Annotated in this window: 9 protein-coding genes; 7 read left to right on the top strand and 2 right to left on the bottom strand. The window is 73.1% G+C overall.

What is annotated here, in order from left to right; translation table 11 throughout:
• Positions 1-6: 6 nt before the first annotated feature.
• Entirely contained in the window at positions 7-1,197 is a 1,191-nt protein-coding gene (locus MCM47_RS25185) for a trypsin-like peptidase domain-containing protein (protein ID WP_238863967.1), read from the bottom strand.
• Between the two features lie 360 nt (positions 1,198-1,557).
• Between MCM47_RS25185 and MCM47_RS25180 the strand changes: the two genes are divergently transcribed.
• Genes MCM47_RS25180 through MCM47_RS25160 form a run of 5 tightly spaced genes read left to right on the top strand, consistent with a single transcriptional unit; the run spans position 1,558 to position 9,474 of the window.
• Complete coding sequence (locus MCM47_RS25180; RefSeq protein WP_238863966.1) at positions 1,558-3,378, top strand: IucA/IucC family siderophore biosynthesis protein; 1,821 nt, start codon at positions 1,558-1,560, stop codon at positions 3,376-3,378.
• A complete protein-coding gene (locus MCM47_RS25175) occupies positions 3,375-4,016 on the top strand; it encodes a GNAT family N-acetyltransferase (RefSeq protein ID WP_238863965.1) in 642 nt (213 codons plus the stop codon). The genes MCM47_RS25180 and MCM47_RS25175 overlap by 4 nt, the downstream gene beginning before the upstream one ends.
• A gap of 15 nt (positions 4,017-4,031) precedes the next feature.
• The gene (locus MCM47_RS25170; RefSeq protein ID WP_238863964.1) at positions 4,032-5,534 is read left to right on the top strand and encodes a lysine N(6)-hydroxylase/L-ornithine N(5)-oxygenase family protein; all 1,503 of its coding nucleotides are present in this window, start codon (positions 4,032-4,034) and stop codon (positions 5,532-5,534) included.
• Positions 5,512-7,338 carry an IucA/IucC family siderophore biosynthesis protein gene (locus tag MCM47_RS25165; protein WP_238863963.1) on the top strand — a complete coding sequence of 609 codons (1,827 nt, stop codon included), beginning with the start codon at positions 5,512-5,514 and terminating at the stop codon, positions 7,336-7,338. The genes MCM47_RS25170 and MCM47_RS25165 overlap by 23 nt, the downstream gene beginning before the upstream one ends.
• Before the next feature lie 12 nt (positions 7,339-7,350).
• Entirely contained in the window at positions 7,351-9,474 is a 2,124-nt protein-coding gene (locus tag MCM47_RS25160; protein WP_238863962.1) for an ATP-dependent DNA helicase, read from the top strand.
• A 199-nt stretch (positions 9,475-9,673) separates the two neighbouring features.
• Here MCM47_RS25160 and lexA read toward each other — a convergent pair whose 3' ends face one another.
• Positions 9,674-10,555, bottom strand: coding sequence for a transcriptional repressor LexA (gene lexA, locus MCM47_RS25155; protein ID WP_308222443.1), 882 nt, complete (start codon positions 10,553-10,555; stop codon positions 9,674-9,676).
• Positions 10,556-10,898: 343 nt separating this feature from the next.
• On the opposite strand from lexA, the gene nrdR reads away from it, so the two are divergent.
• Positions 10,899-11,396: a transcriptional regulator NrdR gene (nrdR, locus tag MCM47_RS25150; RefSeq protein WP_238863961.1), complete on the top strand. Its 498-nt coding sequence runs from the start codon at positions 10,899-10,901 to the stop codon at positions 11,394-11,396.
• A gap of 237 nt (positions 11,397-11,633) precedes the next feature.
• On the top strand, positions 11,634-14,513 hold the full coding sequence (locus MCM47_RS25145) for a vitamin B12-dependent ribonucleotide reductase (protein ID WP_238863960.1): 2,880 nt from the start codon (positions 11,634-11,636) through the stop codon (positions 14,511-14,513).
• The last annotated feature ends 132 nt before the right edge of the window (positions 14,514-14,645 follow it).

Genomic DNA, 14,645 nt, shown 5'->3' with positions numbered 1-14,645 from the left:
GCGGCGCTACTTCTGCTTCCGCGAGATGTACTCCAGCGCCTGCTTGGCGACCGTCTCCAGGTACGGGCCGCTCAGCGAGGTGTGGTCCTGCGTGCCGATGGAGGTGTTGCTGACCAGCGCGAGTTTGCCGTCGGGCATCGTCGCGAACCAGCCGCCGCCGCTGGAGCCCTGGGTCATGGTGCAGCCGATGGTGAGCATCGACGGCCGCTTCGGGTCGAAGGAGAGCCGGACCGGCTTGCCGCCGTCGCACTTGTACAGCTCCTGCCCGTCGAAGGGCTTGTAGAGCGGGTAGCCGACGGCCGAGACGGAGAGCTTGTCGCGCGGGGCGTCGAACCAGACCGGTACGGCCGAGCCGACGGTCTCCTCCAGCGACTTGCCGGTGTCGTTCTGGTTCTGCACCCGCATGACCGCGAAGTCGTACTGGCTGGCGGAGTCACCGGTGCCGCCGCCCTCGACCGTCCACTGCGGCGAGGTCACCACGTCCTTGGCCCACCAGGTGCCCAGCGGCGCCAGCTCCGCCAGCGGCGCCTTCTTGCCGCCGCTGGAGGCACCGGAGTTGTTGTAGGCCGGCACGAAGACGAGGTCCTTGAAGAAGTTGCCGCCCTTGCCCTGGTGCACGCAGTGGCCGGCCGTCCAGACCAGGTTGCTCTTGCCGGGGTGCGCCGGGTCCGCGATCACGGTGGCCGAGCAGTTGCCCCGGCCGCCCTCGGCGCTGAAGAACACCTTCCCGGACGGCTGCTTGGTGTAGGGACGGGCCACCGGAACGGCCTTGACCACCGGCGGCTCGGGGTCGGTGACCCCGGCGTCGCCGGCCGGCTTGGCGGTGGGCGGCGCCGGGTCGGCCGGCTTGGAGTCGCCCATCTTGTCCGGGTTCCAGAAGTCCTTGACGACGGGGTTGTTGAAGACGTGCTGGGAGGCCCAGTTGTCCCAGTCCTCGAACTTCCACTTCTTCAGGTCGTCCCAGCTCTTCGGCAGGCCCTCCAGCAGGCTGGTCGGGATGCCCGTCGGCAGGGTGAGGCCGCCGATCACGCCGCCGCCGCCCGCGGCGGAGCCGCTGGCGCTCGCCGAGGCCGGCGGCGGCGCGGCGCTCGTGCCGCCGGTGTCCCCGGACGGACCGTCCGGGCCGCAGGCGCTCACGGCGAACAGCGTTCCGGCCGCGAGGGCCGCGGCCACGGCTGACCTGTGGATCGATGGCATGGTGTCGCTTCCCCCAGCTGGTCCTTGTTTCCCGGCAGTTCCGCTGCGGCGCCGGCCGGCCGCCTTGGAGTCTCCCACTGGCCACCAGGACGGCGCAGGGCGGCCCCTGGGTTCCGGAACCGACGGGAGGTCATCGATCCGTGACGAACGCCGGGCGGTCTCGTTGCCGCGACGGGCGCGCGACGGGCAGGGGCGATCACCCCACGGGTGAACAATCACCGGTCTTCACCCGGACGAGTGAGTCGTCCTTGTGATCACCCGTCAGGGATAGGTAACCCTTACCTGACGCGACGGTGCGAGCGCCCGCCAACCCCTCCACCACCCGTGCGCGTCCGCACCCACGCGCCCCAAGGAGCAGCCTTGAGCACCGCCCTCACCGGAGCCCCGCCCGACGTTCCGGCGCGCCGCCCCGCCCCGGCCCGACCCGCCGCGGCCGCCGCCGTCGGCCCCGACCCGCTGCTGCACCCGGACCCGGCCGTCGCCGCCGAACAGGCCGGCCTGGAAGCCCTGTTGCGGTGCTGGACCCGGGAGACCGGCGCCGCGCCCGGCCCGGACGGCCGACTGCGGATCGCCGTCCTCGGCGGCGCGGCCCGGCTCTGCGCACCGGTCCGGTACTGGTCGCCGGCCGGCTGGCACCGCTTCGGCCCGGCCACCCTCTCGGCCGGCGAGGACACCGCCGACGCCCCGGTGGACGCCGTCACCGCCGCCGCCCTGATCGCCGCCGCGGCCGCCGACCGGCCCGACCCCGGCCAGGTCGCGGACCTCGCCGCGCGCGTCGCCGACTCGGTGGTCCGCACCGCCGACATCCTCGCCCACCGCCGCACCGCCGCCGCCCCCGGCGGGCCGGAGGCCTCGCACTTCCTCGCCGCCGAGCAGTCGCTGCTGCTCGGGCACCCGCTGCACCCCACGCCCAAGAGCCGCGACGGCCTCGGCCCGGCCCAGAGCGCCGCATACTCCCCGGAACTGCACGGCTCCTTCCGGCTCCACTGGTACGCCGTCGACCGCGAACTGCTCGCCGCCGGCTCCGCGCTGACCGAGAGCGCCGACCGGATCACCGCGGAGCTGCTCGGCGGTGGCACGCCGCTGCCCCCCGGTACCGCCGCGCTGCCCCTGCACCCCTGGCAGGCCCGCGAACTGGCGCTGCGTCCGGCCGTCGCCGATCTGCTGTCCGACGGTCTGCTGCACGACCTCGGCCCGGCCGGCGAGGCCTGGTACCCGACCTCGTCGGTGCGCACCGTCTACCGGCCCGGCACACCGTGGATGCTGAAGCTCTCGCTCGGCCTGCGGATCACCAACTCCCGCCGGGAGAACCTCCGCAAGGAGCTGCACCGCGGCCTGGAGATGCACCGGCTGCTGGAGAGCGGCCTCGCCGACGAGTGGCGGGCCGCCCACCCCGGGTTCGACGTCGTCCGCGACCCGGCGTGGATCGGCGTCGACCACCCCGCCCTCGGCGACCCCGGCGGGCTGGACACCGTGCTGCGCGCCCAGCCCTTCGCGCCCGCCGACCGCGCGCTGTGCGTCGCCGGACTGGTCGCCGAGCAACCGCTCGGCACCGGCGACACCGTCCCCTCCCGGCTCGGCGACACCCTGCGCGCCCTCGCCGCCCGCAGCGGGCGCCCGCTGCGCACCGTGGCCGCCGAATGGTTCCTGCGCTACCTGGAGGCGGTCGTGCTCCCCGTCCTCTGGCTCGACGGCCGCGCCGGCATCGCGCTGGAGGCCCACCAGCAGAACAGCCTCGTCCTGCTGGACGCCGAGGGCTGGCCGACCGGCGGGCGCTACCGCGACAACCAGGGCTTCTACTACCGGCAGAGCGCCGCCGACCGGCTCACCGCCCGGCTGCCCGGCCTCGGCGCGCGCAGCGACACCTTCCTCGCCGACGAGGTGATCGACCACCACTTCGCCTACTACCTCGGCATCAACCACGTGCTCGGCCTGATCGGCGCCCTCGGCTCCCAGGGCCTGGCCGACGAGGCGGTACTGCTGGCCGCGCTGCGCGGATTCCTGACCGGCCCCCGGGCCGCCGCCACCGGCTCCGCGCTGCCCGCCCTCCTGCTGGACGCCGCCACACTGCCGTGCAAGGCCAACCTGCTGACCCGGATCAACGGCATGGACGAACTGGTGGGGCCGGTCGCCACCCAGTCCGTCTACGTGGACATCCCCAACCCGGTGGCCGGCGCGTGAGCGCTCCCGGGAGCCTGGCCGGCGAGGTCGCCGGCTGGGGCGCCATGCCCACCGGCGCCGGCGAGTTCCGGCTCCGCCCGGTCCGGCTCCCCGCCGACCTGGCGCTCCTCGCCGGCTGGATGAACGACCCCGAGATCGCCGCGTTCTGGGAGCTGGCCGGCCCGGCCGCCGCCACCGAGCGGCACGTCCGCGCCCAGATCGACGGCGACGGGCGCAGCGCCCCCTGCCTCGGCCTGCTCGACGGCACCCCGATGAGCTACTGGGAGGTCTACCGCGCCGACCTCGACCCGCTCGCCGGCTACTACCCCGCCCGCCCCCAGGACACCGGGGTGCACCTGCTCCTCGGCCCCGCCGACCAGCGGGGCCGGGGCCTCGGGGCCACCCTGATCGCCGCTCTGGCCGACCGCATCCTGCGCGAACGGCTGGGGTGCGAGCGCGTGGTGGCCGAGCCCGACGTCCGCAACCGGCGCTCCGTCCGGGCCTTCGAACGGGCCGGGTTCAGTCCGGCCGCCGAACTCGACCTGCCCGGCAAGCGCGCCGCCCTGATGATCCGCGACCGCGACCGCGCCCGGGAGCCCGACCGGGAGCCCGACCGCCCCGACCGCCCCGACCGCCCCGACCCGAACCGACCCGCCTAGGACACCGCCCACCCCATGGACACCCCAGCATCCCGGCCGGCGCCGTACGACCTGCTCGGCGTCGGCATCGGCCCCTTCAACCTCTCGCTCGCCGCGCTCGCCGAGCCCGTTCCCGGCCTGCGCACCCTCTTCTGCGACCAGCGCCCGGAGTTCCGCTGGCACCCCGGCATGCTGGTCGACGGAGCCCGGATGCAGGTGCCGTTCCTCGCCGACCTGGTCTCCCTGGTCGACCCCGCCAACCGCTGGTCCTTCCTCAACTACCTGCGCGAGCAGGACCGGCTCTTCCCCTTCTACTTCGCCGAGCGCTTCCACCTTCCCCGCCGGGAGTACGACCACTACTGCCGGTGGGCCGCCGAGCGGCTCGCCAACTGCCGCTTCGGCACGGAGGTCACCGCCCTGCACTGGGCCGGCGACCGCTACCGCGTCGAACTGCGGGACACCGCCACCGGGCGGCGCGAGGAGGTGCACGCGCGCAACCTCGCACTCGGCGTCGGCACCCGGCCGGTCCTGCCCGAGGCCTTCGCCGCCCTCACCGGGCACCCGCGCGCCTTCCACTCGGCCGACTACCTGGACCGCCGCGACGACCTCGCCGGCGCCCGCGACATCACCGTGGTCGGCAGCGGCCAGTCCGGCGCGGAGGTCTTCCTCGACCTGTTGCGGCGCCACGGCGACGACGGCGTCCGGCTGCGCTGGCTCACCCGGACCAGGGCGCTGGCGCCCATGGAGTACTCCAAACTCGGGCTGGAGCACTTCACCCCCGACTACACCCGCTACTTCCACGGCCTGCCCGAACCAGTCCGGGACACCCTGGTCGACGCACAGTGGCAACTGCACAAGGCCGCCAGCGCCGAGACCCTGGCGGAGATCCACGACCACCTGTACGAGCGGACGATCGGTCGCCCCATGGACGCCGCACCGGTCGAGATCATCCCCGGCACGGCCGTCACCGAGGCCCGGCCCGGGCCCTGCGGAGGCCTCGAACTGGACTGCCGGCACACCGACTCCGGGGCCCGGCACCTGCTGCGCACCGACGCCGTGGTCCTCGCCACGGGCTACCGCGCCGCCCGCCCGGCGGCCCTGGAACCGCTGGCCCACCTGATCGACTGGGACGGGTCCGGTCGCTACCGCGTCGACCTCGACCACCGGGTGGCCACCCTGCCGGAGCTCACCGGCGGGCTCTACGTCCAGAACGCCGAACTGCACACCCACGGCGTCGGCACGCCCGACCTGGGCCTCGGCGCCCACCGGGCCGCCGTCATCCTCAACGCCGTGACCGGCCGCACCCTCCACCGGCTGCCCACCCGCACCGCCTGGACCGGCTTCGCCCCACCGCGCGCCGAGCCGCAGGCCGCGCCGCCCCCCGGCCGACCGGCGGCGCCGCGCACCGGGCCGCGGGCCGAGCCGCAGACCCCGCCGCGCGCAGCGGCCCCCACCGCCCCCGAACCGGCCACGCCCCGACCCGTCCCCGCCGTCCCCCGCCCCCAGGAGTCGACCCGTGCCGCAACCGCCGGCCGCTGAACCGCCGCTCTACCTGCCACCGCAGCTCACCCCCGGGCACTGGCAGCGGGCCGGGCGCACGCTCCTGGCCAAGATGCTCGGCGAGTTCGCCTACGAGGAGCTGATCACCCCCGAGCCCGGCACCGCCGAGGGCACCTACCTGCTCCGGCTGGACGGCGTCGAGTACCGCTTCCTCGCCCGCCGCGGCGCCTACGGCAGCTGGCAGGTCGACGAGGACTCGGTCCGCTGCTCGGCGCCCGACGGCCTCGACCCGCTGCGCTTCCTCCCGTACGCCCGACGCGCGCTGGGGCTGCGCGGCGACACCACCGGCCACCTGGTCCGCGAGCTCACCGCCACCCTGATCTCCGACGCCCACCAGCTCGCCACCGCGCTCACCGCCGCCGAGCTGGCCGACCTCGGCCACACCGACCTGGAGGGCCGGCAGGGCGGCCACCCCTGGATCGTCCCCAACAAGGGCCGGCTCGGCTTCTCCGCCCTCGACACCGCCCGCTGGGCCCCCGAGGCGCGCACCCCGCGCCCGCTCCCCTGGATCGCCGTCCACCGCCGGCTCGCCGAGTACCGCGGCGTCCCCGGCCTCGCCGATCCCGACCAGCTCTACGCCCGCGAGCTCGACGACCCCGACGCCCTCCGGGCCGACCTCGGCCCCGATGCGGGCGACTACCTGCTGCTGCCCGTCCACCCCTGGCAGTGGGACGAGACCGTCGTCCCGCTGTTCGCGCCGTGGATCGCCTCCGGCGAGATCGTCCCCCTGCCCTCCGACGGAGACCTGCGGCTGCCCCAGCAGTCCATCCGCTCGTTCTTCAACCACAGCCGGCCGGACCGCTGCACGGTCAAGCTGCCGCTCGCCGTCCTCAACACCCTGGTCTGGCGCGGCCTGCCCACCGAGCGCACGCTGGCCGCGCCCGCCGTCACCGCCTGGATCCACGGCCTGCGCGACGCCGACCCGTTCCTGCGCGACGAGTGCCGGGTCGTCCTGCTCGGCGAGATCGCCTCCGTCACCGTCGACCACCCGCTCTACCGGGAACTGCCCGAGGCTCCGTACCAGTACAAGGAGCTGCTGGGCGCGATCTGGCGCGAGCCGCTCGGCCCCGCCCTGGACCCCGGCGAGCGCGGCCGCACCCTGGCCGCCCTGCTGCAGACCGGCTCCGACGGCCGGGCCCTGGCCGCCGAGCTGATCGCCCGCTCCGGGCTCACCCCGAAGGCCTGGACCGCCCGGCTGTTCGCCGCCATGCTGCCGCCGCTGCTGCACTTCCTCTACCGCTACGGCCTGGTCTTCTCCCCGCACGGCGAGAACGCCATCGTCGTCTTCGACGCCACCGACACCCCCGTCCGGCTGGCGGTCAAGGACTTCGTCGACGACGTCAACCTCAGCGACCAGGACCTGCCCGAACTGCGCGACCTGCCCGCCGAGGTGGCCGGGGTGCTGCTGCGCGAGGACCCGCAGGGCCTCTGCCAGTTCCTCCACTCCGGCCTCTTCATCGGCGTCTACCGCTACCTCGCCCCGCTGCTGGAGGCCCAGACCGGCCTGCCCGAGGCGGAGTTCTGGGCCCTGCTGCGCGCCGAGATCCTCCGCCACCAGGAGCGCTTCCCCGAACTGAAGGAGCGGTTCGCGCTCTTCGACCTCTTCCGCCAGCGGATCGACCGGCTCTGCCTCAACCGCAACCGGCTGCTGCTCGACGGCTACGGCGACCGCCCGCACCGGCCGCACGCCGCCCGGCACGGCACCGTCCCCAACGCCCTGACCCCCGAGGGAACGGCCGCGCTGCCCGGACAACGGGACCGGATTGTCACCCCCGCCCCGTAGGGTGGGAGGGTCATGACGAACGACTCCGAATCCCAGCTCCCCGCCGACGCCGCCGAGGACGCCGCCGACGATTCGGCCGCCCACGACGCCGTCCCGCGGGCCCAGCTCCCCGAGCTGCTGCACGCCGCCGTCGCGGCCGTCGGCGGCGTCGAGCGCCCCGGCCAGGTCCGGATGGCCGAGGCCGTCGCCGACGCCGTCGACCACGGCGAGCACCTGCTGGTGCAGGCCGGCACCGGCACCGGAAAGTCCCTGGCCTACCTGGTGCCGGCCCTCGCCCACGGGGACCGCGTGGTGGTCGCCACCGCCACCCTGGCGCTCCAGCGCCAGCTGGTCGAGCGGGACCTGCCGCGCACCGTGGAGGCCCTGCACCCGGTGCTGCGCCGCCGCCCGCTCTTCGCGATGCTCAAGGGCCGCTCCAACTACCTCTGCCTGCACCGGGCCAACGAGGGCACGCCGAGCGACGAGGGCGAGGGCCTGTTCGACCCGGTCGAGGCGATGGGCGGGCCCGCCGGCAAGCTCGGGCAGGAGGTGCTGCGGCTGCGCGAGTGGGCCGACGAGACCGAGACCGGGGACCGGGACGACATGACCCCGGGAGTCTCGGACAAGGCCTGGGCCCAGCTCTCGGTCACCTCCAAGGAGTGCCTGGGAGCGAGCCGCTGCGCGTACGGGCAGGAGTGCTTCGCGGAGAAGGCGCGCGAGCGGGCCAAGCTGGCCGACGTCGTGGTCACCAACCACGCGATGCTGGCGATCGACGCCATCGAGGGCGCGCCGGTGCTGCCCGAGCACGGGCTGCTGATCGTCGACGAGGCCCACGAACTGGTCAACCGGGTCACCGGCGCGGCCACCGCCGAGCTGACCGTCGGCGCGGTCAACCGGGCGGTCAAGCGGGCAGCCAGGCTGGCCAACGAGAAGGCCGTGGACGCCCTGCAGGCCGCCGCCGAGAACTACCACGGCCTGATGGAGACCGCCCAGCCCGGCCGGGTCGAGGAGCTGCCCGAGTACCTGGCGTACGCCGTCACCGCGATCCGGGACGCCAGCCGCCAGGTGATCACCTCGCTGGGCGAGACGAGGGACAAGGGGCTCAGCGACGAGGACGCGGTGCGCAAGCAGGCGATGGCCGCCGCCGAGACGCTGCACGAGACGGCGGAGCGGCTGCTGGCCGACTCCGAGTACGACGTGGTCTGGATCGAGCGCAGCGACCGCTTCGGTCTGGGCACCGCCTCGCTGCGGGTCGCCCCGCTGAGCGTCTCCGGACTGCTGCGGGAGGGCCTCTACAAGGAGCGCTCGGTGGTGCTCACCTCGGCCACGCTCAAGCTCGGCGGGGACTTCAACGGGGTGGCCGCCTCGGTCGGGCTGCCCTCCGACGCCCGGCTGCCGGACGTCCGCACCCCGGGGGACGAGCCGGACACCGGCGGATTCGGGGACGACCCGGTGCCGTTCTGGCGGGGCATCGACGTCGGCTCGCCCTTCAAGTACCCGAAGCAGGGCATCCTCTACGTCGCCAAGCACCTGGCCGACCCGGGCCGTGACCCGGAACGCCCGGACATGCTGGACGAGCTGGCGGAGCTGATCGGCGCGGCCGGTGGGCGGACCCTCGGCCTGTTCTCCTCCATGCGCGGCGCCCAGGCGGCCGCGGAGGCGATGCGCGAGCGGCTGGACAACCGGATCCTGCTCCAGGGGGAGGACACGCTCGGCGAGCTGATCCGGGAGTTCGCCTCGGACGCCACCACCTGCCTGTTCGGCACGCTCTCGCTCTGGCAGGGCGTGGACGTGCCCGGCTCGGCCTGCCAGCTGGTGGTGATGGACCGGGTCCCGTTCCCGCGCCCGGACGACCCGCTGATGAGCGCCCGGCAGAAGGACGTCGAGCAGCGCGGCGGGAACGGCTTCATGGCCGTCGCAGCGACGCACGCGGCGCTGCTGATGGCACAGGGCGCGGGCCGGCTGGTCCGCGCGGCGGACGACCGCGGCGTGGTCGCGGTGCTGGACCCGCGGGTGGAGACGAAGCGTTACGGGGGCTTCTTCCGGTCGTCGATGCCGGAGTTCTGGTACACCACGGACCGCAACCAGGTGCGGCGCTCGCTGGCGGCGATCGACGCCTCGGCGCCGCCGGTCCGGCCGGTGGTCCGGCGGGGCTGAGGGCGTTGCCCCGGTCCGGTCCTGGCCGGACCGGGCGAGCGGGGCCGCACGCCGGGCCGCGGGCCACGGAAGGGGTGGGCGGCCCGGCCGTGACCGGCGGGCTCCGTGCAGAGGGCGCCGCGGCGCCGCGCGGAAACGCGGAGGGGCTCCCCGCAGCGTGCGGTGGAGCCCCTTCCCGGTGTGCGCCCCGGCGGGCCGCTCAGAGGCGGCGCAGGACCGCGACGACCTTGCCCAGGATGGTCGCGTTGTCGCCGTTGATCGGCTCGTACGCGGGGTTGTGCGGCATCAGCCAGATCCGGCCGTCCTCGCGCTTGAGGCGCTTCACGGTGGCCTCGCCGTCGATCATGGCGGCCACGATGTCGCCGTTCTCCGCGACCGGCTGGCGCCGGACGGTGACCCAGTCGCCGTCGCAGATGGCCGCCTCGATCATCGAGTCGCCGCGCACGGTGAGCGCGAACAGCTCGCCCTCGCCGACCAGCTGGCGCGGCAGCGGGAAGACGTCCTCGACCGTCTGCTCGGCCAGGATCGGCCCGCCGGCCGCGATCCGGCCGACCAGCGGCACGTACGAGGTGGACGGGCGACCGGCCGTCTCGGCGGTGTTGGGCCGGGCCACCTCGACGCCGCGGACCTCGTAGGCGCGCGGGCGGTGCGGGTCGCGCCGGAGGAAGCCCTTGCGCTCCAGGGCCATCAGCTGGTGGGCGACCGAGGAGGTGCTGGACAGGCCGACGGCCTGGCCGATCTCGCGCATGGACGGCGGGTAGCCGCGGCGCTGGACGGAGTCCCGGATGACCTCGATGACCCGGCGCTGCCGCTCGGTCAGCCCGGCCTCGTCGGTGCGGATGCCGGGGGGGCGCCCGGGCATCGAACGCGTCGGCGCCGGGTTCGCGTCGTCGAGCGCGGCGGCGTGCTCGATGGGCTGGTCGGGAACGCGGCTCGTGTGAGGAATGGCCGGGCCGGAGAGCCGGTGCTGTTCACTGCGGTCCATGCTGACGTCCACACTCTGCTGGTTCGTGGTGCGCTGACCCACCTTGAGCTGGGAGTGTTCCTGCACCGGGATGGTGTTGCTTTCGATGGTGTTCACGGCGGCCCCTCTCGACGGCTGTCCTCTCCCTTTTCCAGCCCAACGGCACCTCCTATCGAAAGGTTGCGCCAAACACACGTTCGAGTGAATTATTCGGGAGTTGGCTGACTCGATCAAGGCTTTGTTGTACATCGATTAAATGTTCGATCCGGGATCGACTCCGGCAGTCTAATCCGCGCCGACACGCCAGGGGTGTCACCTCCCCCGAAGACCTACATGTAGTGGCTACAGTCCACATCGTGCCCAGTACTAGTGGTCACGTCGCATGATCAGCTTGCCGAGGACGGGTCGGCATCGCATAGACTCGACAAGTCCGCACGTTCCGCCCGGGAGGGATCCTCAGGTGCACTGCCCCTTCTGCCGGCACTCCGACAGCCGCGTCGTCGACAGCCGGACCACCGAGGACGGCAGCTGCATCCGCCGTCGTCGGCAGTGCCCCGACTGCGGCCGCCGCTTCACCACGGTGGAGACGGCCGCGCTGATGGTCATCAAGCGCAGCGGCGTCACCGAGCCGTTCTCCCGGGAGAAGGTCATCTCCGGAGTCCGCAAGGCCTGCCAGGGCCGCCCGGTCACCGAGGACGCCCTCGCCCAGCTCGGCCAGCGGGTCGAGGAGTGCGTGCGGGCCACCGGCAACGCCGAGCTCACCACCCACGACGTCGGGCTGGCCATACTCGGACCCCTGAAGGACCTCGACGTGGTCGCCTTCCTGCGGTTCGCCAGCGTGTACCAGGCCTACGACGGACTGGAAGACTTCGAGGCCGCCATCGCGGAACTCCGCCGCGAACGGCCCGCCCCCGCGGCGGACGGCACCTCCGTGCCCGTCCCCGCCGCCGCGCCCTAGCGGCCCGGCGGAGCACAGGGCCCTCCGGGGCCCGCACCACAAACCGGCCCCCTGACGGGGTCGGCGACACACCGGCCCCCTACCGGGGTCGACGCGTGCCCGGAAACGGTGCACGGAACACCACGAACCGTGCGGAACCAGGCGGGTCCTCGCCTGTCCGCACACCGGAAGAGCGAACCAGCGGTGCCCGGACTTTTCGGGGCACTTTGGGCGTTTGCCCAGGAGGAGGAGCGAGAAGTGACAGACACCACGAGCGGTTCCGCACGCGGGTCGAAGTCCGACAAGACCGCGGCCAAGGGCGCCGGCAAGGCCCCCAAGGGCGGTCTGCGGATCGAGCGCATCTACACCACCCCTGGCGTCCACCCCTACGACGAGGTCCGCTGGGAGCGGCGCGACGTCGTGATGACCAACTGGCGCGACGGGTCGATCAACTTCGAGCAGCGCGGCGTGGAGTTCCCCGACTTCTGGTCGGTGAACGCGGTCAACATCGTCACGTCCAAGTACTTCCGCGGAGCCGTCGGCACCCCGCAGCGCGAGTGGAGCCTCAAGCAGATCATCGACCGCGTGGTGCTCACCTACCGCGCCGCCGGTGAGAAGAACGGCTACTTCGCCACCCCGGACGACGCCGAGATCTTCGAGCACGAGCTGACCCACGCCCTCCTCCACCAGGTGTTCAGCTTCAACTCGCCGGTCTGGTTCAACGTCGGCACCAAGCAGCCCCAGCAGGTCAGCGCCTGCTTCATCCTGGCCGTCGACGACTCGATGGAGTCGATCCTCGACTGGTACAAGGAAGAGGGCATGATCTTCAAGGGCGGTTCCGGCGCCGGCCTCAACCTCTCCCGGATCCGTTCCTCCAAGGAACTGCTCTCCTCCGGCGGCAACGCCTCCGGCCCGGTCTCCTTCATGCGCGGCGCCGACGCCTCCGCCGGCACCATCAAGTCCGGCGGCGCCACCCGCCGCGCGGCCAAGATGGTCGTCCTGGACGTCGACCACCCGGACGTCGAGGCCTTCATCGAGACCAAGGTGAAGGAGGAGGAGAAGATCCGCGCCCTGCGCGACGCGGGCTTCGACATGGACCTCGGCGGGGACGACATCACCTCCGTCCAGTACCAGAACGCCAACAACTCGGTCCGCGTCAACGACGAATTCATGACCGCCGTCGAGAACGGCACCGAATTCGGCCTGCGCGCCCGGATGACCGGCGAGGTCATCGAGACCGTCGACGCGAAGAAGCTCTTCCGCAAGATGGCCGAGGCCGCCTGGGCCTGCGCCGACCCCGGCATCCAGTACGACTCCACCATCAACCACTGGCACACCTGCCCGGAGTCCGGCCGCATCAACGCGTCCAACCCCTGCTCCGAGTACATGCACCTGGACAACTCCAGCTGCAACCTCGCCTCGCTGAACCTGATGAAGTTCCTGCGCGACGACGACTCCTTCGACGCCGCCACCTTCGCCAAGGTCGTCGAGCTGGTCATCACCGCGATGGACATCTCCATCTGCTTCGCCGACTTCCCGACCGAGAAGATCGGCGAGACCACCCGCGCCTACCGTCAGCTGGGCATCGGCTACGCCAACCTCGGCGCCCTGCTGATGGCCACCGGCCACGCGTACGACAGCGAGGGCGGCCGCGCCCTGGCCGGCGCCATCACCTCGCTGATGACCGGCACCGCCTACCGCCGCGGCGCCGAACTCGCCGGCGTCGTCGGCCCGTACGACGGCTACGCCCGCAACGCCGCCCCGCACCAGCGGGTCATGAAGCAGCACGCCGACGCCTCGGCCGCCGCCGTCTCGGTCGACGACCTGGACGCCCCGGTCTGGGCCGCGGCGAACGACACCTGGCAGGACGTGCTCCGCATCGGTGCGCAGAACGGCTTCCGCAACGCGCAGGCCTCGGTGCTCGCCCCGACCGGCACCATCGGCCTGATGATGGACTGCGACACCACCGGCGTCGAGCCCGACCTGGCCCTGGTCAAGTTCAAGAAGCTCGTCGGCGGCGGCTCGATGCAGATCGTCAACGGCACCGTCCCGCGCGCCCTCAAGCGCCTCGGCTACCAGGACGAGCAGATCGAGGCGGTCGTCGCGCACATCGCCGAGCACGGCAACGTGGTCGACGCGCCCGGCCTGAGGACCGAGCACTACGAGGTCTTCGACTGCGCGATGGGCGAGCGCAGCATCTCCCCGATGGGCCACGTGCGGATGATGGCGGCGATCCAGCCGTGGATCTCGGGCGCCATCTCCAAGACGGTGAACATGCCGGCCTCCGCGACCGTCGAGGACGTCGAGGAGATCTACTTCGAGGCGTGGAAGATGGGCGTGAAGGCGCTCGCCATCTACCGCGAGAACTCCAAGGTCGGCCAGCCGCTCTCGGCCAAGAAGAAGGACGAGGAGAAGGCCGCCGAGGCCGCCCCGGCCGCGGTCGAGAAGGTCGTCGAGTACCGTCCGGTCCGCAAGCGCCTGCCCAAGGGCCGCCCGGGCATCACCACCTCCTTCACGGTCGGTGGCGCCGAGGGCTACATGACCGCCAACTCCTACCCGGACGACGGTCTCGGCGAGGTCTTCCTGAAGATGTCCAAGCAGGGCTCGACCCTCGCGGGCATGATGGACGCCTTCTCGATCGCCGTCTCGGTCGGCCTCCAGTACGGCGTGCCGCTGGAGACCTACGTCTCGAAGTTCACCAACATGCGCTTCGAGCCGGCCGGTCTGACCGACGACCCGGACGTGCGGATGGCGCAGTCGATCGTCGACTACATCTTCCGCCGCCTGGCGCTGGACTTCCTGCCGTTCGAGACCCGCTCGGCGCTCGGCATCCACTCCGTCGAGGAGCGCCAGCGTCACCTGGAGACCGGCTCCTACGAGCCGCTGGAGGCCGAGGAGCTCGACACCGAGACCCTGGCCCAGTCCGCCCCGGTGACCAAGCCGGCCGCCCCGGCGGCCCCGGCGGTCGAGGCCCCCAAGGCAGCTCCGGCGCAGGCCCACAACTCCACGGAGCTGCTGGAGATCCAGCTCGGCCTCAACGCCGACGCACCGCTCTGCTTCTCCTGCGGCACCAAGATGCGCCGCGCCGGCAGCTGCTACCTCTGCGAAGGCTGCGGCTCCACCAGCGGCTGCAGCTGACCTGACACCGCACGCGGGGGCACCGGGACGTACCCGGTGCCCCCGCGCACGTCTTTCCGGCAACGGTGAAGGCGGGCTCCCGGGGCGGGGCGAGGACGGGGCGTCCTCGCCCCGCCCCTTTCGCGCCTTCCG

Origin of the sequence: Kitasatospora sp. A2-31 (assembly GCF_022288725.1) — a bacterium.
GTDB lineage: Bacteria > Actinomycetota > Actinomycetes > Streptomycetales > Streptomycetaceae > Kitasatospora.
This window is presented reverse-complemented; position numbering and strand designations above follow the sequence as displayed.